This is a genomic window from Dyadobacter sp. (assembly GCF_017744695.1).
Classification (GTDB): domain Bacteria; phylum Bacteroidota; class Bacteroidia; order Cytophagales; family Spirosomataceae; genus Dyadobacter.
This window is the reverse complement of the sequence record NZ_JAGIAS010000010.1, coordinates 1-18,993: the sequence shown is the minus strand read 5'-3', so window position 1 is coordinate 18,993 and position 18,993 is coordinate 1. Positions and strand designations below refer to the sequence as shown.

Annotated in this window: 18 protein-coding genes and 2 rRNA genes; 11 read left to right on the top strand and 9 right to left on the bottom strand. The window is 48.5% G+C overall.

Annotated elements, in window-relative coordinates:
- The first annotated feature begins 128 nt into the window (after positions 1-128).
- The 4 genes from J7619_RS28160 (at position 129) to cysM (ending at position 5,017) form a co-directional block, all read left to right on the top strand.
- Complete coding sequence (locus J7619_RS28160; RefSeq protein WP_291207136.1) at positions 129-1,847, top strand: AMP-binding protein; 1,719 nt, start codon at positions 129-131, stop codon at positions 1,845-1,847.
- Between the two features lie 67 nt (positions 1,848-1,914).
- Positions 1,915-2,646, top strand: a complete 732-nt coding sequence (locus J7619_RS28155) for an alpha/beta fold hydrolase (protein ID WP_291207133.1) — start codon at positions 1,915-1,917, stop codon at positions 2,644-2,646.
- Between the two features lie 85 nt (positions 2,647-2,731).
- Positions 2,732-3,943: a S9 family peptidase gene (locus tag J7619_RS28150; protein ID WP_291207130.1), complete on the top strand. Its 1,212-nt coding sequence runs from the start codon at positions 2,732-2,734 to the stop codon at positions 3,941-3,943.
- A 201-nt stretch (positions 3,944-4,144) separates the two neighbouring features.
- Entirely contained in the window at positions 4,145-5,017 is an 873-nt protein-coding gene (gene cysM / locus J7619_RS28145; protein WP_291207127.1) for a cysteine synthase CysM, read from the top strand.
- A gap of 90 nt (positions 5,018-5,107) precedes the next feature.
- On the opposite strand, the gene J7619_RS28140 is transcribed toward cysM, so the two are convergent.
- Complete coding sequence (locus J7619_RS28140; protein WP_291207124.1) at positions 5,108-5,527, bottom strand: cytochrome B; 420 nt, start codon at positions 5,525-5,527, stop codon at positions 5,108-5,110.
- 68 nt (positions 5,528-5,595) lie between these two features.
- On the opposite strand from J7619_RS28140, the gene J7619_RS28135 reads away from it, so the two are divergent.
- From J7619_RS28135 to J7619_RS28125, 3 genes are all read left to right on the top strand, one after another.
- The gene (locus J7619_RS28135) at positions 5,596-5,898 is read left to right on the top strand and encodes a DUF4286 family protein (RefSeq protein ID WP_291207120.1); all 303 of its coding nucleotides are present in this window, start codon (positions 5,596-5,598) and stop codon (positions 5,896-5,898) included.
- Between the two features lie 230 nt (positions 5,899-6,128).
- Positions 6,129-6,506 carry a ribosome hibernation-promoting factor, HPF/YfiA family gene (gene hpf / locus J7619_RS28130; protein ID WP_090374549.1) on the top strand — a complete coding sequence of 126 codons (378 nt, stop codon included), beginning with the start codon at positions 6,129-6,131 and terminating at the stop codon, positions 6,504-6,506.
- A 98-nt stretch (positions 6,507-6,604) separates the two neighbouring features.
- On the top strand, positions 6,605-7,018 hold the full coding sequence (locus J7619_RS28125; protein WP_291207115.1) for a MaoC family dehydratase: 414 nt from the start codon (positions 6,605-6,607) through the stop codon (positions 7,016-7,018).
- Positions 7,019-7,078: 60 nt separating this feature from the next.
- Here the strand turns inward: J7619_RS28125 and J7619_RS28120 are convergent, their stop codons facing one another.
- Entirely contained in the window at positions 7,079-7,258 is a 180-nt protein-coding gene (locus J7619_RS28120; protein WP_291207112.1) for a histone H1, read from the bottom strand.
- A 260-nt stretch (positions 7,259-7,518) separates the two neighbouring features.
- Positions 7,519-8,790, bottom strand: a complete 1,272-nt coding sequence (locus tag J7619_RS28115; RefSeq protein WP_291207109.1) for an aminotransferase class I/II-fold pyridoxal phosphate-dependent enzyme — start codon at positions 8,788-8,790, stop codon at positions 7,519-7,521.
- A gap of 176 nt (positions 8,791-8,966) precedes the next feature.
- Here J7619_RS28115 and accC point away from each other — a divergent pair, with 176 nt between their 5' ends.
- The 3 genes from accC to J7619_RS28100 all read left to right on the top strand — a co-directional run bounded on the left by accC (position 8,967) and on the right by J7619_RS28100 (position 12,555).
- Positions 8,967-10,472 carry an acetyl-CoA carboxylase biotin carboxylase subunit gene (accC, locus tag J7619_RS28110; RefSeq protein WP_291207106.1) on the top strand — a complete coding sequence of 502 codons (1,506 nt, stop codon included), beginning with the start codon at positions 8,967-8,969 and terminating at the stop codon, positions 10,470-10,472.
- A gap of 265 nt (positions 10,473-10,737) precedes the next feature.
- Positions 10,738-11,787, top strand: coding sequence for a tRNA preQ1(34) S-adenosylmethionine ribosyltransferase-isomerase QueA (queA, locus tag J7619_RS28105; RefSeq protein ID WP_223399810.1), 1,050 nt, complete (start codon positions 10,738-10,740; stop codon positions 11,785-11,787).
- Between the two features lie 87 nt (positions 11,788-11,874).
- Positions 11,875-12,555, top strand: a complete 681-nt coding sequence (locus J7619_RS28100; protein ID WP_291207100.1) for a 2-C-methyl-D-erythritol 4-phosphate cytidylyltransferase — start codon at positions 11,875-11,877, stop codon at positions 12,553-12,555.
- Here the strand turns inward: J7619_RS28100 and J7619_RS28095 are convergent.
- From J7619_RS28095 to J7619_RS28080, 4 genes are all read right to left on the bottom strand, one after another.
- Positions 12,539-13,846 carry a hypothetical protein gene (locus J7619_RS28095; RefSeq protein ID WP_291207098.1) on the bottom strand — a complete coding sequence of 436 codons (1,308 nt, stop codon included), beginning with the start codon at positions 13,844-13,846 and terminating at the stop codon, positions 12,539-12,541. The two genes, J7619_RS28100 and J7619_RS28095, sit on opposite strands and share 17 nt — an antisense overlap.
- A 3-nt stretch (positions 13,847-13,849) precedes the next feature.
- Complete coding sequence (locus J7619_RS28090; protein ID WP_291207095.1) at positions 13,850-14,992, bottom strand: acyltransferase family protein; 1,143 nt, start codon at positions 14,990-14,992, stop codon at positions 13,850-13,852.
- Between the two features lie 65 nt (positions 14,993-15,057).
- Positions 15,058-15,831 (bottom strand): glucosamine-6-phosphate deaminase, encoded by a 774-nt coding sequence (locus tag J7619_RS28085; RefSeq protein WP_291207092.1) that lies wholly within the window; start codon positions 15,829-15,831, stop codon positions 15,058-15,060.
- A gap of 6 nt (positions 15,832-15,837) precedes the next feature.
- The gene (locus tag J7619_RS28080) at positions 15,838-17,241 is read right to left on the bottom strand and encodes a Gfo/Idh/MocA family protein (RefSeq protein ID WP_291207089.1); all 1,404 of its coding nucleotides are present in this window, start codon (positions 17,239-17,241) and stop codon (positions 15,838-15,840) included.
- A gap of 151 nt (positions 17,242-17,392) precedes the next feature.
- Between J7619_RS28080 and J7619_RS28075 the strand changes: the two genes are divergently transcribed.
- Positions 17,393-18,427: a LacI family DNA-binding transcriptional regulator gene (locus tag J7619_RS28075; protein WP_291207086.1), complete on the top strand. Its 1,035-nt coding sequence runs from the start codon at positions 17,393-17,395 to the stop codon at positions 18,425-18,427.
- Positions 18,428-18,488: 61 nt separating this feature from the next.
- Here the strand turns inward: J7619_RS28075 and rrf are convergent.
- Together rrf and J7619_RS28065 are read right to left on the bottom strand one after the other, a co-directional pair.
- Positions 18,489-18,600 (bottom strand): 5S ribosomal RNA (gene rrf / locus J7619_RS28070).
- A gap of 293 nt (positions 18,601-18,893) precedes the next feature.
- A 23S ribosomal RNA gene (locus J7619_RS28065) occupies positions 18,894-18,993 on the bottom strand; the annotation flags it as partial.

The following is an 18,993-nucleotide window of genomic DNA, read 5'->3' as shown; positions in this document are numbered from 1 at the left end:
TGTCTGCGATTTAACACAAATTCGCAGGTTTTTAAGGTCAAAAATAAATTGTATTGGTTCGATATTTTTTTGGCTTAATTGATTACCTTAATTCACAAATAGTCATTCTTACCCTTTGCTCTGAAATTATGGTCTCGATCTCGAAGGATACCTATCCATGGCTTAAAAACTATCCGGAGGGCATCCCCTATGAAATAAATCCGGATGCGTATTCGTCCCTGCTCGAACTGATGGAATCGAGTTTCCGGGAACATGCCGGTAAGGCTGCTTTTACCAATATGGATAAAAAGCTCACTTTCGGGCAATTGGATGAACTTTCGCAGAATTTCGCGGCGTATCTTCAGAGTGTCGGCCTGAAACAAGGTGACCGCATTGCCTTGCAAATGCCCAATCTGCTGCAATATCCGGTGGTGATGATGGGCTCGTTGCGCGCAGGTCTCACGATTGTGAATACGAACCCACTGTATACGCCGCGCGAAATGCAGCACCAGTTCAAGGATTCGGGGGCAAAGGCTATTGTGATACTCGCCAATTTCGCGGTTAACCTCGAAAAAGTCATTGTCAATACGAATATCGAACATGTGATCATTACCGAAATCGGCGATATGCTCGGCTTCCCTAAAAAGCTGATTGTGAATGCGGTGGTGAAATATGTGAAGAAAATGGTACCAGCCTACCACCTTAAAAACACGGTGACACTAGCCCATGCGTTATCGGTCGGTTCAGGGATCACTTATCAGAAACCCAATGTTTCGGGCCTCGATCTCGCATTTATCCAATATACCGGCGGCACTACGGGCGTGTCCAAAGGCGCCATGCTTACGCACAGGAACCTGATCGCCAATGTAGAGGGGATTAACGAATGGCTGATGTCCAAAATGCGGAACTCCGAAACGACCGGACAGCTGACACTCATTGCCGCATTGCCGCTGTACCACGTGTTCGCGATGACGATCAACGGATTGTGCGGTATCAAATGGGGCGCATTGAATGTGCTGATCACGAATCCGAAAGATATTCCCGCATTCATCAAGGAATTAAAGAAAAACACATTCCATATCTTCCCGGGTTTGAATACCCTTTTTAATGGTTTGTTAAACAATTCGGAATTCGCTTCGGTCGACTTCTCGAACCTTAAAATCACGATCGCGGGCGGAATGGCGCTGCAAAAAATCGTCGCAGAGCGTTGGGAAAAAGCTACCGGCTGCCCGCTGGTGGAAGGCTATGGACTTTCCGAAACCTCCCCGGTACTCTCGGTGAACCCGCTGAATGGCAAACACAAGCAAGGTACCATCGGGCTTCCATTTCCAAGTACAGAAATGCGCATTCTTGGCGAGGACGACAAGTGGCTACCCATCGGCGAGCGAGGCGAAATCTGCGCCAAAGGGCCGCAAATCATGCTAGGTTATTACAACCGCCCCGACGAAACCGCCAAAGTGATCCTGGAAGACGAAAGCGGTCGCTGGTTCAGAACCGGAGACATCGGGATCGAGGACCCTGACGGCTTCTTCAAGATTGTGGACCGCAAAAAGGATATGATCCTCGTTTCGGGCTTCAATGTTTATCCCAATGAAATAGAAGATGTGGTAGCCCAATGCCCCGGCGTTGCGGAAGTGGCCTGCGTGGGTATTCCGGATGAGAAATCGGGAGAAATGGTAAAGATTTTTGTAGTCAAAAAAGATCCGGAACTGACTGAGGAAAAGGTGAAAGCATTTTGCAAAGAGAACCTCACCGGCTACAAGTGCCCGCGTCAGATCGAGTTCCGGAAAGAGCTCCCCAAAACCAACGTTGGCAAGATCCTCCGCCGAGCGCTGCGCGAGGAAGAAATGGCGAAAGTTAGCCATTAGGGCCGCAAACGGGAGAAGGTTTAGTATATTTAGGCAAACAAGTTCTCAACCTTGAATGCAAATCTATATGAATCTACACCGGAAAACTTTGGTATTACTACATGGTCATGGCATAGATGACACGATTTGGGACAGCCTCGACGCTGCAATCAATGACACTTATACCGTAGTAAGACCGAACATTTCGCTCTTCACTTCTTGCCAGACGGTGGAGGAATATGCCGACGAACTGCATCGATTCCTGACCAACGCCAACATTCAGAAATGTACGCTCATCGGCCATTCGATGGGTGGTTATATTTCCCTGGCATTTGCTGAAAAATACGTGGATATGCTCGAAGGCTTCGGGCTTTTCCATTCCACCGCTTACGCCGATGATGATGCGAAAAAGCATCAGCGCGGCCAGATGATCGACCTGCTGCGGACCTACGGCACCGAGTCGTTCGTCAAAAGCACCGCCGCGAATCTTTTCGGCGACCGTTATAAAGAGCTTTATCCCGAGCGCATCAAGGAACATATCGCGTATTTCGGCAAACTGCCTGCCGAAGCGCTGATTGCCGGCATTACAGCCATGCGCAACCGCCCTGATCGTACTGCCGTACTGGCTAGTCTGCCATTTCCTGTGTTGTTTATTATTGGAATGCAGGACAAACTGATCCCCTTCGAGAGCGTCATCGAGCTCGCCGAATTCCCGAAAAAGAGCTATCCGTTAATCTTCGCCGAAGCTGGTCACATGGGCATGGTGGAACGTCCGGATGCCACCGCCAGGATGATCAATTGGTACATGAGTAAAATTTAACGGAAGAAAAAAGGAGAATTCATCATCAAAAACAGGCCATTATGCGTTACCACTGATATACTAATGGCCTGTTTATCTTTTAGCTATGCAAAAATCTACCACCTCTGTCCTGCTGCGTAAATTTTCCTTTCTGCTTCTTTGGAGCCTGCTGATCCTCAATTCCTGTAAGGATGATGACACCAAGCTGGTACCGCCTACCGAAGAGAATGTCTATTTAAAGGAGAGTACTTCCATTGTCTCGCTCAACAAGGAGCAGATTATTCAGAAGGCAGGTTCGTTGTCGGCTTTTGTATCGGCTTATGTCAAGAATGATGTCAAGGTTTATAAGATCACCTATAAAACTAAAAATACGGACGGTGCCGAAATTACTGCTTCCGGTGCACTGATCATCCCGGTAGTGACAGGTCCGGCATCGATGATCAGCGTACAGCACGGTACCATCACCGATCCCGACCAGGCCCCGTCTCTTTTTAAGGATGGGTCGGAGGGTTCTTCCTTTGGTTCGCTCTTCGGTTCTATGGGCTATATTATCGCCTATCCCGATTACATCGGTTATGGGGCCTCCGACAATCTCCCGCACCCGTACGAGCACCGCGCAAGCCTGGCTTCCGCGTCCCTGGACATGTTACGGGCGACAAAAGAATTCCTCCGGGGGCAAACAGAGGTCAAATGGGACGAAAAACTGTACGTCGCAGGATATTCGGAAGGCGGATATGCGACCATGTCCCTCCAACGGAAGATTGAAGAAGAAGCCTCGTCCGAATTTAACCTGCGGGCATCCAGCTGCGGGGCTGGTGCATATGATAAGACCGCATTTATGAAGCACATTATCAACGATAAAACAGACGGCATTGCAGGGTACAATTCACTTTATCTCTGGGTTTTGCTGACGTACGACAACATTTATAAGCTCAACAAGCCCGCCCCATATTATTTCACAGACAAGTATGCTTCCAAAGTTGCCGCATCCGGAAGAAATGTGTCCATCGCAGAGAGCTTCCACCTGGCATTGAACGACTCATTCAAAAAAGCACTCAACGACGGGACAGACAAGGGTTTTATCGACGCCATTGCGGATAATGACGTTTACAAATTCAAACCCAAAACCCCGACCCAACTCTACCACGGAACCAAAGACCCGCTCGTTTTTTATTTCAATTCGGAAAATGCGTACAATGCCATGCTGAAACTGGGCGCTACTAATGTGACATTGATCCCCGTTGAAGGCGGAACGCACAGTAGCTCTATTTTGCCGTTCCTGCTGGGTACCCAGGCATTTTTTGCCCAAACCCTGTAAATAATGTGATATATTTGCATCCCATTAGTTTCATAGGGTAAATATGCTTTTTACTGCCAAGTTTTCTACATTTTCTCCCGAGCGGGCATTCTTTCGACCCGTTCGATGTTGTTGATTTACACTTGCTCACGGAGACCGCATGTTCGATAACTCTGGATACACGTACCTATTTCGAATCACACAACATCACGAATTTTCACCATGTCATCATTACTGGATCTGGTAGGCAATACACCCCTGGTTGAATTACGAAGAGTTAATCCCAATTCCAACGTCCGCATATTCGGCAAGCTCGAAGGCAACAATCCCGGCGGCAGCGTGAAAGACCGCGCGGCATACAGCATGATCAAAGGCGCGCTTGAACGCGGCGAAGTGAAACCCGGTATGAAGCTCGTGGAAGCTACCAGCGGCAACACCGGCATAGCGCTGGCCATGATCGCCCGGCTTTTCGATCTTGAAATAGAACTGCTGATGCCGCAAAGCTCCACCCGCGAGCGCGTGCTCACGATGGAAGCATTCGGCGCCAAGGTGATCCTCACCGAAACCATGGAAAGCGCCCGCGACCTGGCCGAAGAAAAGGCCGCAGCCGGCGATTATTTCATGCTCAACCAGTTTGCGAACCCCGACAACTGGAAAGCGCACTACCGCACCACAGGCCCTGAAATTTACCGGGATACCGACCAGCAGATCACCCATTTCGTATCATCGATGGGCACTACCGGTACCATTATGGGGGTTTCGCGCTATTTGAAAGAACAGAAGAGCAATATCCAGATCGTAGGCTGCCAGCCCAACGACGGTTCGAGTATCCCCGGCATCCGCAAATGGCCGGTAGAATATCTTCCCAAAATATTTGAAAAGGAGCGTGTAGACCGTGTGATCGAAGTATCACAGGAGGATGCCACACTTACCACCCGGCGACTTGCCAACGAAGAGGCTATTTTTGCCGGAATGAGTAGCGGAGGCGCCGCATGGGCCGCCATAGAGCTGGCGAAGGAATTGAATGAAGGCGTGATCGTCTTCATCATCTGCGACCGCGGCGACCGGTATTTGTCGAGCGAGTTGTTTGGGTAGAACTTCGGCTATCAGCTATCAGACTTCGGCAGTCGGCTTTCGGCATTCAACTAAAAAAGCCGATAGCCGAAAGCCGATTGCCGAAGTCCCTTAAAACCATCCTGATCCCAGATTACGGAACGGCCAGGGAATAGCGACAAGGATGATGATCAACGCCAAAGCATAGAAGTACAGTACCGTCCGGTGCTTGTCGGCGCCGGAGAGTTTCTTCGACCGCACTCTTCCCACCGTAATGAGCACGATGGCGATCAGCATCATAAACACGTGTTCTATCGAATAAAAACGAAATACTTTCTCGCTGATCAGATCGAAGTTAACTTTGGGGCTCATGAAATACAGCACCAGTCCGATCAACAACTGGGTGTGGGTAGCGATGAGGGTAAAGAGGTACAGCTTGCTGTCGCCCTGGCTGCCCTTTTGCCAGTTGGAGTATGCCGTGAAAATAGCTGCGATCAAAAGTCCTAACACCACATAACGGAGGCCCGAATGGGCGTGTAGAAGAATATTCATGATAATACTGGTTACGGTGAATAAGTATATGCATGCAAATGTAACTCGCAAACATAAATTTTTATAAAATGATCGTCTATAACATCACAGTCAATATCAGCTATCAGGCCGAAAATGATTGGCTGCATTATATGAAATCGGTGTACATCCCGGAAATCAACGCTACGGAATTGCCGCTGGAATGCAAGCTGCTGCGGCTCCTGACCGAGATTGAGAACGAAGGGTCGACCTACACTACTCAGTTTACGTTCAGGACGATGGAGGATTTTCTGGCTTATCAAACCCACTATCAACCTGCCATGCAGGAACGTCACCATGAGCTTTTCAATGGGCAATATGTTTCTTTCAGGACACTTTTAGAAGAGGCCTGAGGCTCTTGAAGCTGTTTTTTTGCACAAATAAATGTCCCTTAAAAACCACGGTTATTACTTGACATTAACTTAATATTTCCTTTTATTTAATCTACCGTTAAGGCAGATTCAACCAGGAGATCAGCCCGGATATTACGCGTTTTTGTAACTATCCGAAGATGAATAAACCTCCGGTCCGAAAATCTGGAAAGCGGTTGGAAATATGTTTTACTTTAAAATGATGTGTGCTTATGAGACTGCAGATGCAAGCAATTCACTTTGATGCCGATCCCAAATTGCTGACTTTCATTCAGCAAAAGTTGGATAAACTGGATACGTTCTATGACCGGATCACCAGTGGAGAGGTATTCCTTAAGCTCGACAGGAATGATAATACCAAGTTGCATACCAAACTCCTTGAAGTGAAGCTCTACGTGCCCGGCGGGACGATGTTTGTGAGGGAGCAAGGGACAACCTTTGAAGAAGCAACCGATTTGGCAATAGATACCCTGAAAATGCAGGTTAAAAAATTCAAAAATAAAAGGAACAATGCCAGGGCCCCCAAAAGCCTTGACGGACTATCCGAAGACAACGGAGTAGTCGTGCTGGCCGAGGACATAGAAGAATAGGCCAGTTTTAACTTCACACAAGAAGCCGCCTACCGCCAGGCGGCTTTTTGCGTTTTAGGTGTATTTTTGAAATTCCATTCCCAATAAATGACCCATTTATGCAAATAGAACCAGTTGTCGATTCGACGTTCGACCATCTTTTCAAATTCACACAGGAGCAAGTGCAGGCATTCGCTGAACTGACCGGCGATAACAACCCCGTTCACCTCGACGCCGAATATGCTGCTACCACGCAATTCAAGAAACCGATTATTCACGGAATGCTGGGCATTACGGTTTTCACGAAAGTACTGGGCACCCAGTTCCCCGGTTTCGGCTCTATCTACCTGAAACAAACTGTGGAGTTCCTGCGCCCGATGTACGTCGAAACGGAGTATCGCGCCGTTTTCAAAATCGTCTCCATTAACCCGGCTAAACATATTGCCGAAATCTCCACCGAGATTTACGACGCTACGACCAAAAAGATTGCCGTCCGCGGGATTGCCACGATGGTAAACGAGGAAAAATTCTGAAAAAGGAAAAGCCCCGGCGATCATCGTCGGGGCTTTTAAAATCTTCCGTGTGCTAGCTGATTATTCGCCTGCGTTCTTTTTGTTCTGAACTTCTGCGCGAATATCCTGAGCCAACGTCTTCAGGTCCTGCATGCCTTTACGTACACGAGTTCCGGCAGCCTGGTTGCCTTTGTTATAGAACTTATCGAAATCGCCTTCCAGTGAAAGAATCAAATCTTTTACTTCATCGAATCTTGCCATGTTTTCTTTGTTTTTTAGTTTTAAAAAATGCCTCTCACACGCTAAAAACGCATGTTTTGACCGAAATTTAGTAATTAAAACCATTTAAGCAACCCAAAAAACAAAAAAAAACACTTCTAAAATACAATTAAATACCAGAGCCGATATAAAACTCTCAATAACAATCAGTTACGTCTATCAAGTTTTATTGCCCGATAGTAAATAAAAAAGAGGGCTTTTTGAAAAAAAGCCCTCTACATGCAAAAAAAGCGGTTTTATAACTATTCCACGACTTCTTGTACCGCGTCGCTCTGGTAAACTCTGTTTTTGAGTTTCTCGGCGAGCGTCGTGAATGCGTTCAGCGTATATTCTACATCTTCGAGTGTATGAGAGGCTGTCGGGATGATCCGTAGCATGATCTGGCCCTTAGGTACCACAGGGTAAACAACGATCGAACAGAACACACCCATGTTCTCGCGCAGGTCGCGTACCATGCGGGTAACTTCGGGAACACCGCCCTCGCTGTGGAGGAACACCGGCGTTACCGGCGACTCGGTTTCTCCGATATTGAAACCGCGGCTACGCAAGCCATCCTGCATGGCCTTCACATTCTCCCAAAGCTTCTCACGCAATTCCGGCATTTGCTTGATCATTTCAAGACGCTTGCGGCAACCCTCTACATAAGGCATCGGAAGCGCCTTCGCGTAGGTTTGCGAGCGCATGTTGTATTTCAGGAACATGATGATCTCGGGATCATTCGACGCGATGAATGCGCCGATGGCCGCCATAGACTTCGCGAATGTAGAGAAGTACAGGTCGATTTCGTCCTGAACACCCAGCAACTCGCCTACTCCGGCACCGGTTTCACCCATTGTTCCAAAGCCGTGTGCATCGTCCACGAGCAAACGGAAGTTGTATTTCTTTTTCAGTTCGGCAATCGCTTTCAGATCGCCTACTTTGCCCGACATTCCGAAAACGCCTTCGGTAATCACCAACACGCCGCCGCCTTTCTCTTCCGCGAGTTTGGTAGCACGGATCAGGTTCTTTTCCAGGCTCACCATGTCGTTGTGGTTGAACTTGTAGTATTCACCCAGCTTGGCTTTATGCAGGCGGATACCGTCGATCAGACAGGCGTGCGATTCGGCGTCGTACACGATCACATCGCGGTGATCGCAAAGACATTCGATAGCAGACATCACCCCCTGGTAACCATAGTTGAGGAGGAATGCATCCGTTTTACCGACAAACTGCGCCAGTTCCTTTTCAAAAGTCTCATGCAGGGTAGAGTTCCCCGACATCATCCTTGCTCCCATCGGATATGCGAGGCCCCATTTGGCGGCAGCTTCGGCATCTGCTTTACGAACCTCCGGATGGTTCGCCAGGCCCAGGTAATTGTTGAGACTCCAGTTCAGCACTTCCCGTCCCATAAATCTCATGCGCGGCCCAAGCTCTCCTTCCAGCATCGGAAATGAAAAATAATGGTGGCTGTTCAGCATTTTGGCTGGCGTTCCGATCGGACCTGAGTTGTTGCGCAATTTCTCGAAAATATCCACTCTCTCTTTTTTTATGTGGGTAACTGATGATTTAAATGTTAGATAAATGCAAAAATAAAAAAATTACATTTAACTTAAAAAAGACCTTCGTCATTGCAACCTATGGTAAGTTAGTAAATTAATGGGAAGCATGCCTTTAATCGGCACGCTGTATTCCAAACCTTACCACCATTTTTATGCCCCAAATCCGAAAAATTCTAGTCGCCAACCGGGGCGAAATAGCTTTGAGAATCATGCGTACCGCGCGGGAAATGGGCATCGCAACGGTCGCGGTGTTTAGCGAAGCCGACCGAACCTCCCCCCATGTGCGCTATGCGGACGAGGCCGTTTGCATAGGCGCGGCGCCATCTTCGGAGTCGTATTTAAATATGGGTAAAATCCTGAAAGTCTGCGAAGAGCTGGCCGTCGATGCGATCCATCCCGGCTACGGGTTCCTTTCCGAAAATGCAGGTTTTGCGAAACGGGTGAAAGAGGCTGGACTAATTTTCATTGGCCCCTCGCCGGAATCCATCGAGATTATGGGCAGCAAACTGGCCGCCAAACATGCGGCTTCCAAATACAATATCCCTATGGTGCCCGGCACGCCGGACGCAATCCACGACCGCGACGAGGCCAAACACGTCGCCGACAGCATTGGCTATCCTATTCTCATCAAAGCGAGTGCCGGTGGTGGCGGAAAAGGTATGCGCGTCGTGGAAAGCGAAGCCGAATTCGACGAGCAAATGGACCGTGCTGTAAGTGAAGCACAGGCAGCATTTGGTGACGGTTCCGTTTTCATCGAAAAATACATTACATCGCCCAAGCACATCGAAATACAGGTACTGGGCGACCATCATGGACATATTATCCATCTTTTCGAAAGGGAATGCTCCATTCAACGGCGGCATCAGAAAGTGGTGGAAGAAGCACCGTCGATTTCCATTACCCCCGAAATCCGCGAGGAAATGGGAAGGTGCGCGGTGGATGTGGCGCGCTCCTGTAACTATTACGGCGCGGGGACGGTGGAGTTTATCATGGACGAAAACAGGAACTTCTACTTCCTCGAAATGAATACGCGCTTGCAGGTGGAGCATCCGGTGACGGAAATAATCACCGGCGTGGACCTGGTGAAAGAGATGATCAAAATTGCGGAAGGGCAGCCGCTCACTATTGCGCAGGAAGACTTGCAGATCCGCGGCCATGCCATTGAAATCAGGGTGTATGCCGAGGACGCGGCCAACCACTTCCTGCCCGACATCGGCACATTGCACACTTACGTGAAGCCCGACGGCAATGGCGTGCGTGTGGATGACGGCTTTGAACAAGGTATGGAAATCCCGATCTATTACGATCCGATGATCGCCAAACTCATTACATACGGCGAAGATCGCCAAACGGCGATTCGTAAAATGATCAGGGCGATCGACGAATACCAGATCAGCGGCGTACAGACCACGCTTTCGTTCTGCCGGTTCGTCATGCAGCATGAGGCATTTGTGAATGGAAGCTTCGACACCAATTTTGTCGGCCGCCATTTCCACCCGGATGTGTTAAGTACAAAAACCGATGACGAAGTCGCAGCCCTTGCGGCACTGGTGTCCGCATTGCTCAACGACGCCTCGCCGGAAAGCAAACCTGTTCAGAATGAGGAAGTGAATGAAATAGCTTCCAAATGGAAAGCCCGCCGCTTCACAGCACATTAAAACCGCCGCATTTCTTGAAATTTTTTAAAAAAATTCCTACTTTTGCGGTCTTATTTTAGATAAGGGCTGATTATACAAATTTTTTGGGCAATTTGAAACGCCTGCAAGTATTCCCGCTATCAAATTTTCTTTGAAAGGTGAGTGCTTATCTAGTTAATAATTGCTATAATTCAGTTGTAATAAGTGCCGGAATCCGCCAGAAATCGGGATTTATCCTTTTTCCTGACATTATCTACGACCAAAGAAATTCACAGAATATCCAGCTATGAAGCTATCCGAATTTAAGTTTGATCTTCCCCAGAGTTTAATCGCACTTCATCCTTCCGACCGCGGAGAGTCCCGCCTGATGGTCGTTCACCGGAAAACAGGAGAAATTGAACATAAAACATTCGCCGATGTGATCAATTATTTTGACGACGGCGATGTAATGGCTATCAACGACACGAAGGTATTTCCAGCACGCCTTTATGGCCAGAAGGAAAAAACCGGCGCGAAAATCGAAGTTTTCCTGTTGCGCGAATTGAACCGCGAAATGCGCCTTTGGGATGTTCTGGTTGATCCAGCACGTAAAATCCGTGTAGGTAACAAGCTGTATTTCGGCGACAGCGACCTGGTAGCCGAAGTGATCGACAACACCACTTCCCGCGGCCGTACGATCCGTTTCCTTTACGACGGCGACAACGACGCCTTCATGAAGCTGGTAGACGAGCTGGGCGAAACGCCGCTTCCCCCCGAAATTATTTCCCGCCGGAAAGTGGAAAGCGCCGACCGCGAGCGTTTTCAAACCATTTTTGCAGAGCACGTAGGTGCCGTAGCCGCTCCGACCGCGGGTATGCACTTCACTAAGGCGATCATGAAGCGCCTTGAAATCAAAGGTGTGAGCTTCGCCCCTGTTACTTTGCACGTAGGACTGGGTACATTCCGTACCGTGGACGTGGAAGATTTGACCAAACACAAAACTGACTCGGAAAACTACCGCATTACACAAGGCACCGCCGACGTTGTGAACAAGGCAATTGATGGTAAAAAACGCATTTGCGCGGTAGGTACCACTTCGCTGCGGGCGATCGAATCGTCGGTATCGGCGAGTGGCCATTTGAAGCCGGTAGAAGGCTGGACAGACAAATTCGTGTTCCCCCCTTACGATTTCAAGATCGCCAATGCATTGCTATCTAATTTCCAGTTGCCGGAGTCGATCCTTTTGATGGCCGCATGTGCCTTCGGAGGCTTTGACCTGGTCATGAAAGCTTACGACATCGCTATCAAGGAGAAATACAAATTCTTCACCTACGGCGATGCGATGCTGATCATTTAATATACAACCCCAAAATCCATTGGTCATTTATGATCAGCGACGCACGTCCTGAGCCGTAAATGACCATTTTTTATTAGCCTGAATCCAATGCAAGAATACGTCATCATCGTTGCCGGCGGAAGTGGAAGCCGCATGAAAAGCGATATCCCGAAACAGTTTCTCTCAGTCAACGGCCTGCCTGTGCTCATGCATACGATCCGCGCATTTGCAGATTATTCGAAAAACCTGCGCATTATCGTCGTGCTACCATCGGAGCAATTTGGTTTTTGGGAAGAATTGTGCAGAAATCACAGTTTCGCAATCCCCCATCAGCTGGTAGCGGGTGGCCAGACGCGTTTTCATTCTGTAAAAAACGGGTTGAACTGCATTGTTGAGAAAGAGGAGTTCCTCGTGGCTGTTCATGACGGGGTAAGGCCGGTAATTTCCCGAGAAATCATTGCCGACAGTTTCAAAAACGCCGCTTCACACGGCGCCGCAGTGGTAAGCGTACCTCTGAAAGACTCCATTCGGATTGTGGGCCAGAACGAAGGTAATAAAGCGATGGACCGCACGCTTTTCCGACTGATCCAAACGCCGCAAACTTTCAGATCATCGTGGATGCGGGCCGCATTCACGGCCGATTACCACGAGTCGTTCACGGATTGTGCGAGCGTGCTCGAAGCCTGGGGTTACCATATCCAGCTCATCGACGGCGCTTACGAGAACATTAAAATAACGACTCCCGAAGACCTTCGCTGGGCGGAAATTTACCTCAAAGCCACTTCCTGAACCATTCGAAAGCTTCTTTCTGCATGTCGGCGTCGAACTTGTGCGGGCCGTCGTAAAAGCTTGCCCTATACTTGTCCGAAGCGCCTGCTTTTTTGAAAACTTCCGTTAAAATAGCGTCCGCTTGCTTCATTTCGGGGAGTGTGTACAGCTGGTCCTGGTTATTGTTTAAAACCAATGTGGGTAACGGAGCCCGCAAGCCAAGGATTTCGGGAAAATCCAGGTATTTAGGCAGTAGCGGCGTGTAGGTCATCCAGGTATGGTTGAATGATTTGTTTAACACCAGATCTTTCCAGGTCGTCATAAAACCGACGCAAACGGCACATTTAATGCGCGGATCGAGGCCAGCCAGGTATACGGTGCGCAACCCACCGCCGGAAAGCCCACCACAACCCAGGCGGTTAGCATCTACTTCTTTCCGGGCTGCCAGAATATCGAGCGCGACCTGATCTTCCATGAGAAAAACACCCGGCCAGGTAGTCCCTGCTGAAAACAACGATTTGGACATCACGTGCTCATGCTCCGAGGACCAGGCATTATAAGTCCGAATGTTCTCCGATTTCTCAGGATCAGCATCCGATTTGCCTTCGGTACTCACCGCACCCCAATTCAACCCTATTGTATCTTCATAGTAAACCCTGCGGCTACCAAATGCATAAGTATCGTGCACCAGTACCACGTGGCCTTGTTTTGCTATTTCATTCGCCCAGGCTCTGCCACCGTAGTCCGATTCCTGGTGTTCCTTCAATATCGGATGCTGGTCGTCGGAAGTTTTGACGATCTTTCTTAACCCGAAATACTTCATTCCCGCATGATCGTGCAACCCCAGAATACCCGGTAATGGCTTGGTTATACCCGCAGGTTTGAGCAATACCGCTTCGGTAGGCCTTCCATAAGGTAGTTGCCATGAAAGTTCTTCTATTTCCAGCCCGTCGTAGGTATATTTCTTCCTGACAGTCACTTTGGGCAAAGCCGATTTTGCAGGGGCAGACACCAACTCTTTTGTTTTTTCCAAAGCGTCCTGCCGCCAGGCGTCAATATTGTTCCATTTTGTATTTCTAAATGAAAGAGAGGGCTGCGCCGGAAGCAGTGAGGCTGCCCAGGGACCATAAGCGCCAATCAGGCTTTTTTCAGATGCCATAGGAAAGGAATAAGTATTGTCTGCATTAAAAACAGGGGTCGCGGCGGTTACCGATGCCCCACCCGCCATCGACAACGCCACCGTACCGGCGGTGTTTTTTAAAAATAATCTTCTTGATATTTCGCCAGTACGGTCGACGTCGGTGGTTTTCATAAACTAGACTTTGACAAATATTTTTTGACGATACAAAAAGTACAGGAACAGCCAAACCAGAACAAACCCGCCCAGTGTGTTGTAAACCTCATGCCAATTTTCAGGCGCATGTTTGTAAATGCCTGCAAATAACAACCGCGACGATTCATTAAAATTCACAAATCGGACAGCCAGGTAAATGACCAGCGAATTCAGACCGATCACACGGAAAAAAAATGCCCATTTATAGTAACCTTTCACATCGATAATCCAGTAAAACAGTGCCAGCATCGCAAAGGCCATTCCGGAGGTAAGCATGATAAATGAGCTAGACCAGAGGTGCTTATTGACCGGAAACACAAAATTCCAGGCTAATCCGATTACAATTCCGGCCAAAGCGTACGTGAGGAGCTTCCAGACTTGTACACCCGCATTGTTTTCTCTCAAAAGCACATCACCGGCCACAGTACCGAAAATAGTGAGGCATATTGCCGGAAACTGGGTAAGAAGCGCCAGTTCATCATACGTGCCCTGCTTCAATATGCCGGGCATAAAATGACGGTCGATCCAGCCAACCAGATTACCTTCGAATGTGAGATCACCACGGCCGAAGCCCGGAACCGGCACCAATATCACGACTAAATAGTAAGCGACGAGAATTCCGGCTCCTATATATAATCGCTGGTTTGTACCGAATTTCATATACAAAATGGCCGCAATGAACGTCGCGAGCCCGATTCGCCCCAGCACGCTCCCGTAGCGTATATGCGCGGGATCGAAAATATCCATCGGCGCATTCTTGTCAAGAATACCTAACACGATCAGGATCAGCATTCGCTTGAATACTTTATTCCGGATCACCGACGGCGGAATACCCTTCGCCAAACCGCCTGTGACGCTGAATGCCAGTGAAGTTCCGGCAAGGAACAAAAACAGTGGGAAGATGAAATCGTAAAAAGTAAATCCATTCCAGGCAGGATGCTCGAACTGCGCCGCAACGGCGTCGATAAATGGGATACCCGTCTTTCCGCCCAGCGTGGCAATAAACTGCCCGCCGCCTGCAATCATCAGCATATCGAACCCGCGTAATGCGTCAATTGAGGCCAGCCTACCCGGCGCGAGGGGTTGCCTGACTTCCTTTTGAGCGGCAATAGAAGGTGCTTCCATAGGTTTAGGATAACTGTTTGGAATAGAAGTTACTGTACTACTGCTTTTACCCGTATTAAGGCCTACTATTGAGGCATTTCACTATTTCCGTCTGCCGCTTCGATGGCCGTCAGCAAGCTCGCGGATTCCCTGTCCAGGAAAAAGGCACACTGCGGATGAAGTTGCAAAATACTCGCGGGAAATGCGTTGCTAACCTCGTTTTCCAGGCTATTTTTTACGGCTACCGCTTTCCTTTCATCAGGAACCGAGCAGATAATGTACGTCGACTTCATGATCTGCCGCACCGACATGCTGATCGCCTGCAATGGCACTTCGTCCAGCGATCCAAACCACCCCTCGCCCATTTGCTGGCGGCGGCATGGCTCGTCGAGATTTACTACCAGGTACGGCGATTCCGTGTCAAAATCAGCTGGTGGATCGTTGAAGGCCAAATGCCCGTTCTCACCGATGCCCACCAATGCCACGTCTATGGGATGTTCACCGATACTTTGAGCCAGATATTCCAGCTCCTTTTTAAGATCTCCCTCCCCGTTGATCAGGTACGAAGCACGCAGTGACGGCACTTTTGACAAGAAACGCTCGGTCAGGTATTTCCGAAAGCTGGCCGGATGCGTCACCGGCAGACCGATGTATTCGTCCAAATGAAACATCGTAACTTTCGACCAATCGATATCCTTCTCCTCAATCAACTGATTCAGAGTTTCGAACTGGCTTGTTCCGGTAGCCAGGATCACATTCGCAATGCCCTTCCTGGTAATGGTGTCCCTGATAATCATCGCAGCGTAAGCTCCGGCACTTTGCCCCAACTCTTCCTTTGTCTCTGAAATAATAACTTTCATACTCTTTTATGATTTTACTTCCGTGTTACCACCCGCTTTCAATGCGATGTCGACGGGTTTGTTTTTCTTCCATGAACCATTGGTAAAGTCAGGAATATCGATTGAGTTGGATCTGTTTGCCACCGACCATTCGCTCAATGGAATGATCACACTCCACGACGCCGCGTCATATACGTCCTGATCTAACGGAAGACCGTTCCGCAAGCAATCAATGAGTCTCCAGTCCATCAGGAAATCCATCCCGCCATGGCCGCCTACCTTTTTGGCCAATTCACCCACACGTTTCACAATTTCCGGCTGGTATTGCTGTTCAAGGGCTTTGAATTCGTCCGGCTTGATCCATTCGTGTCCGTGAGAAATGCGACCGGAAGTTCCGTCTTCGGGTAGTGGATATTTCTGTGCAGCGCCTTTGGTACCGCTGATCAGGTGCAGACGTGAATAGGGCCGGGGAGAAGACACGTCGTGTTGCAGCATGATGGTTTTTCCCTTATGGGTTTTAATGGTACTGGTATTCATATTCCCGCGGTATGACTTCCCTCCGAATTGCTTGAAATCCGGATCTTTCGCCGCCAGTTCGTTGGCTTTCGCTTGCAGCATATAGTCATTACTGCTCATCGAAACCATGTAATCCATTTTGTCGCCGCGGTTGATGTCCAGTATTTGCGCAATCGGTCCGAGTCCGTGCATCGGGTACAAGTTCCCGTTGCGCTGGTTCTCTTTCAAGCGCCAGAGTTCGAAACGCTTGTCTTTTTGGAAAAGTGATTCGAAAATATCGTGGATATAAGCACCTTCCACGTGCACGATTTCACCGAAATAGCCTTGCCGGGCCATGTTTAAAGTGAGTAGTTCAAAAAAATCGTAGCAGCAGTTTTCCAGCATCATACAATGCTTTCTAGTCCGCTCGGATGTTTCAACGAGCTTCCAGCAATCTTCCACCGTGAGAGCCGCCGGAATCTCCGTCGCGACATGCTTGCCGTGCTCCATGGCGTACAATGCCATAGGCGTGTGCAAGCTCCACGGAGTGCAAATGTAAATCAGGTCAATGTCGTCCCGCTCGCACATTTTTTTCCAGGCATCCGCGGAGCCTGAATAAGCATCTGTTGAATGTCCGGCATCCGTCAGGAATTTTTTGGCATTATTTGCTTTCTCAGGCACGATATCCGCAACGCCTTTCACCTGCACGCTCGCAAGGTGCACAATGCGCTTGATAGCGCCGCCGCCACGATTACCCATACCGATGTAGCCTATACGCACGACATCCATTTTCGGTGCGGCATACCCGCTCATGTTAAAGAGCTGCTTTTTGTCCGTTGGAATAACAATCTCAGGCTCTCTGATGACTTTTGCATTCGCGCCCGTCATTCCGAGCGTGCCCAAACCGGCTATTTTCAAAAATTCCCGCTTTTTCATTTGTTTTGAGTAAGAGTACAATCCAAAAAAACGTTTGCAATCGTACAATTTTACAATGTTTTATAGCGGCATTCCAGATATTTACTTTAAATAGTAGCGAGAACGTTATCGAAACCAGAATTTCGTCCCAAGCCATGAACCGGTCAGTTCAATGACAAAAAGATTAACTACGATTAAAGACATTGCCAAAGCATTGGGCATATCGGTGGCAACTGTCTCGCGCGCAATGAGGGATACGTACGATGTGAGTGCAGAGACAAGGAAACTCGTGCTCGATACCGCTGCAAAGATGAACTACCGGCCCAACTTCAATGCCACTGGGTTGGTTAAAAGCGGAACGCATAAAATCGCCGTAATTATCCCGGCAATTACCAACTACTATTTCTCTACCGTCATCACCGGCATCCAGGAATATGCGTTAGAACAGAATTATCAGGTGATGCTTTACCTCACCAACGACTCTGCCTACTGGGAAACCAAGGTTGTCCGGGAGCTTTCCCTGAGTAGTGTCGATGGATTATTAGCTTGCATTACGTACGAAACCACGGATTTCAGCCACTTTGAAGAATTGGTTGAAGCGGATATGCCATTGGTATTCTTTGATCGCGTACCCGAATCCGTCAAAACGTCGGTAGTGGTACAGGACGATTACACTGGTGCATGTATGGCCACCGAGCATTTAATTGCCCAGGGATATTCAAAAATCGCGCACCTGGCTGGCCCTCCTGGCCTTAATCTTACGCAGCAAAGGCTTCGCGGCTATCTCGATACGTTGAAAAAGCATCGTCTCGAATCTTATGGGGTTATCCACTCGGGATTCAGTGACGAAAACGGGCGGCAGGATATAAACACATTATTCAATGGTGCTTCGAGGCCCGACGCGATCTTCTCCGTGAATGATCGCAAGGCATTCGGTGTAGTCTTGTGGTTGCGGGAGCATGGCATTCTGGTAGGCGAAGAAGTAGGCGTAATAGGTTTTACCAATGATCCTACTTCAAAAATCATTTCCCCTTCGCTCTCCACCATTGCTGAGCCTGCTTATCAGATCGGCCGCAAAAGTTGTGAAGTGCTGATCAGGCATATTCAAAAGCAAAGCTATCCTATTCAGCAGATTTCATTGCTTACCGAGCTTATTGTGCGTGAATCGACGCAGAGGAAGGCTGTTGGGAAAGGGGCAGATACTTAAAATGCAGTGCCCCCCAAACGCAAAAAAGCATCTCACTTGGAGATGCTTTTGCTTTTAATAATTGTGGCGGCTACCTACTTTACCAGGTTTGAACCAAGTATCATCGGCGGATCCGGGCTTAACTTCTCTGTTCGGGATGGGAAGAGGTGAACACCAGACCAATAGCCACCAACAAGATTGTAGTTGGTTTATTTGTTCGCTATGGAAAGAATTGAAGTCGAACGCGACTCCGAACCAGACCAATAGCCACCAACAAGATTGTAGTTGGTTTATTTGTTCGCTATGGGAAGAATTGAAGTCGAACGCGACTCCGAACCAGACCAATAGCCACCAACAAGCTCTTTGAGTTCGAGTTTAGAGTCCAGGAGTTTAAAGTTTATGAGTAAGCTACTCTGGACTTTAAACTAATGAACTTTGAACTTCTTTCATGTCATATTGGAAGTAGAAGAGATGAAGATAAAGATTAAATGTGCAAGCTGTTGGGTAATTAGTACTGCTCAGCTGAGTGTATTTCGACACGTATACCTGCAGCCTATCAACGTCGTAGTCTACAACGACCCTTATGT

What these genes read in the sequence shown, in the direction of transcription:
- J7619_RS28160 (WP_291207136.1), top strand. Translation starts at nt 129, where the DNA reads ATGGTCTCGATCTCGAAGGATACCTATCCATGGCTTAAAAACTATCCG.
- J7619_RS28155 (WP_291207133.1), top strand. Translation starts at nt 1,915, where the DNA reads ATGAATCTACACCGGAAAACTTTGGTATTACTACATGGTCATGGCATA.
- J7619_RS28150 (WP_291207130.1), top strand. Translation starts at nt 2,732, where the DNA reads ATGCAAAAATCTACCACCTCTGTCCTGCTGCGTAAATTTTCCTTTCTG.
- cysM (WP_291207127.1), top strand. Translation starts at nt 4,145, where the DNA reads ATGTCATCATTACTGGATCTGGTAGGCAATACACCCCTGGTTGAATTA.
- J7619_RS28140 (WP_291207124.1), bottom strand. Translation starts at nt 5,527, where the DNA reads ATGAATATTCTTCTACACGCCCATTCGGGCCTCCGTTATGTGGTGTTA.
- J7619_RS28135 (WP_291207120.1), top strand. Translation starts at nt 5,596, where the DNA reads ATGATCGTCTATAACATCACAGTCAATATCAGCTATCAGGCCGAAAAT.
- hpf (WP_090374549.1), top strand. Translation starts at nt 6,129, where the DNA reads ATGAGACTGCAGATGCAAGCAATTCACTTTGATGCCGATCCCAAATTG.
- J7619_RS28125 (WP_291207115.1), top strand. Translation starts at nt 6,605, where the DNA reads ATGCAAATAGAACCAGTTGTCGATTCGACGTTCGACCATCTTTTCAAA.
- J7619_RS28120 (WP_291207112.1), bottom strand. Translation starts at nt 7,258, where the DNA reads ATGGCAAGATTCGATGAAGTAAAAGATTTGATTCTTTCACTGGAAGGC.
- accC (WP_291207106.1), top strand. Translation starts at nt 8,967, where the DNA reads ATGCCCCAAATCCGAAAAATTCTAGTCGCCAACCGGGGCGAAATAGCT.
- queA (WP_223399810.1), top strand. Translation starts at nt 10,738, where the DNA reads ATGAAGCTATCCGAATTTAAGTTTGATCTTCCCCAGAGTTTAATCGCA.
- J7619_RS28100 (WP_291207100.1), top strand. Translation starts at nt 11,875, where the DNA reads ATGCAAGAATACGTCATCATCGTTGCCGGCGGAAGTGGAAGCCGCATG.
- J7619_RS28095 (WP_291207098.1), bottom strand. Translation starts at nt 13,846, where the DNA reads ATGAAAACCACCGACGTCGACCGTACTGGCGAAATATCAAGAAGATTA.
- J7619_RS28090 (WP_291207095.1), bottom strand. Translation starts at nt 14,992, where the DNA reads ATGGAAGCACCTTCTATTGCCGCTCAAAAGGAAGTCAGGCAACCCCTC.
- J7619_RS28085 (WP_291207092.1), bottom strand. Translation starts at nt 15,831, where the DNA reads ATGAAAGTTATTATTTCAGAGACAAAGGAAGAGTTGGGGCAAAGTGCC.
- J7619_RS28080 (WP_291207089.1), bottom strand. Translation starts at nt 17,241, where the DNA reads ATGAAAAAGCGGGAATTTTTGAAAATAGCCGGTTTGGGCACGCTCGGA.
- J7619_RS28075 (WP_291207086.1), top strand. Translation starts at nt 17,393, where the DNA reads ATGACAAAAAGATTAACTACGATTAAAGACATTGCCAAAGCATTGGGC.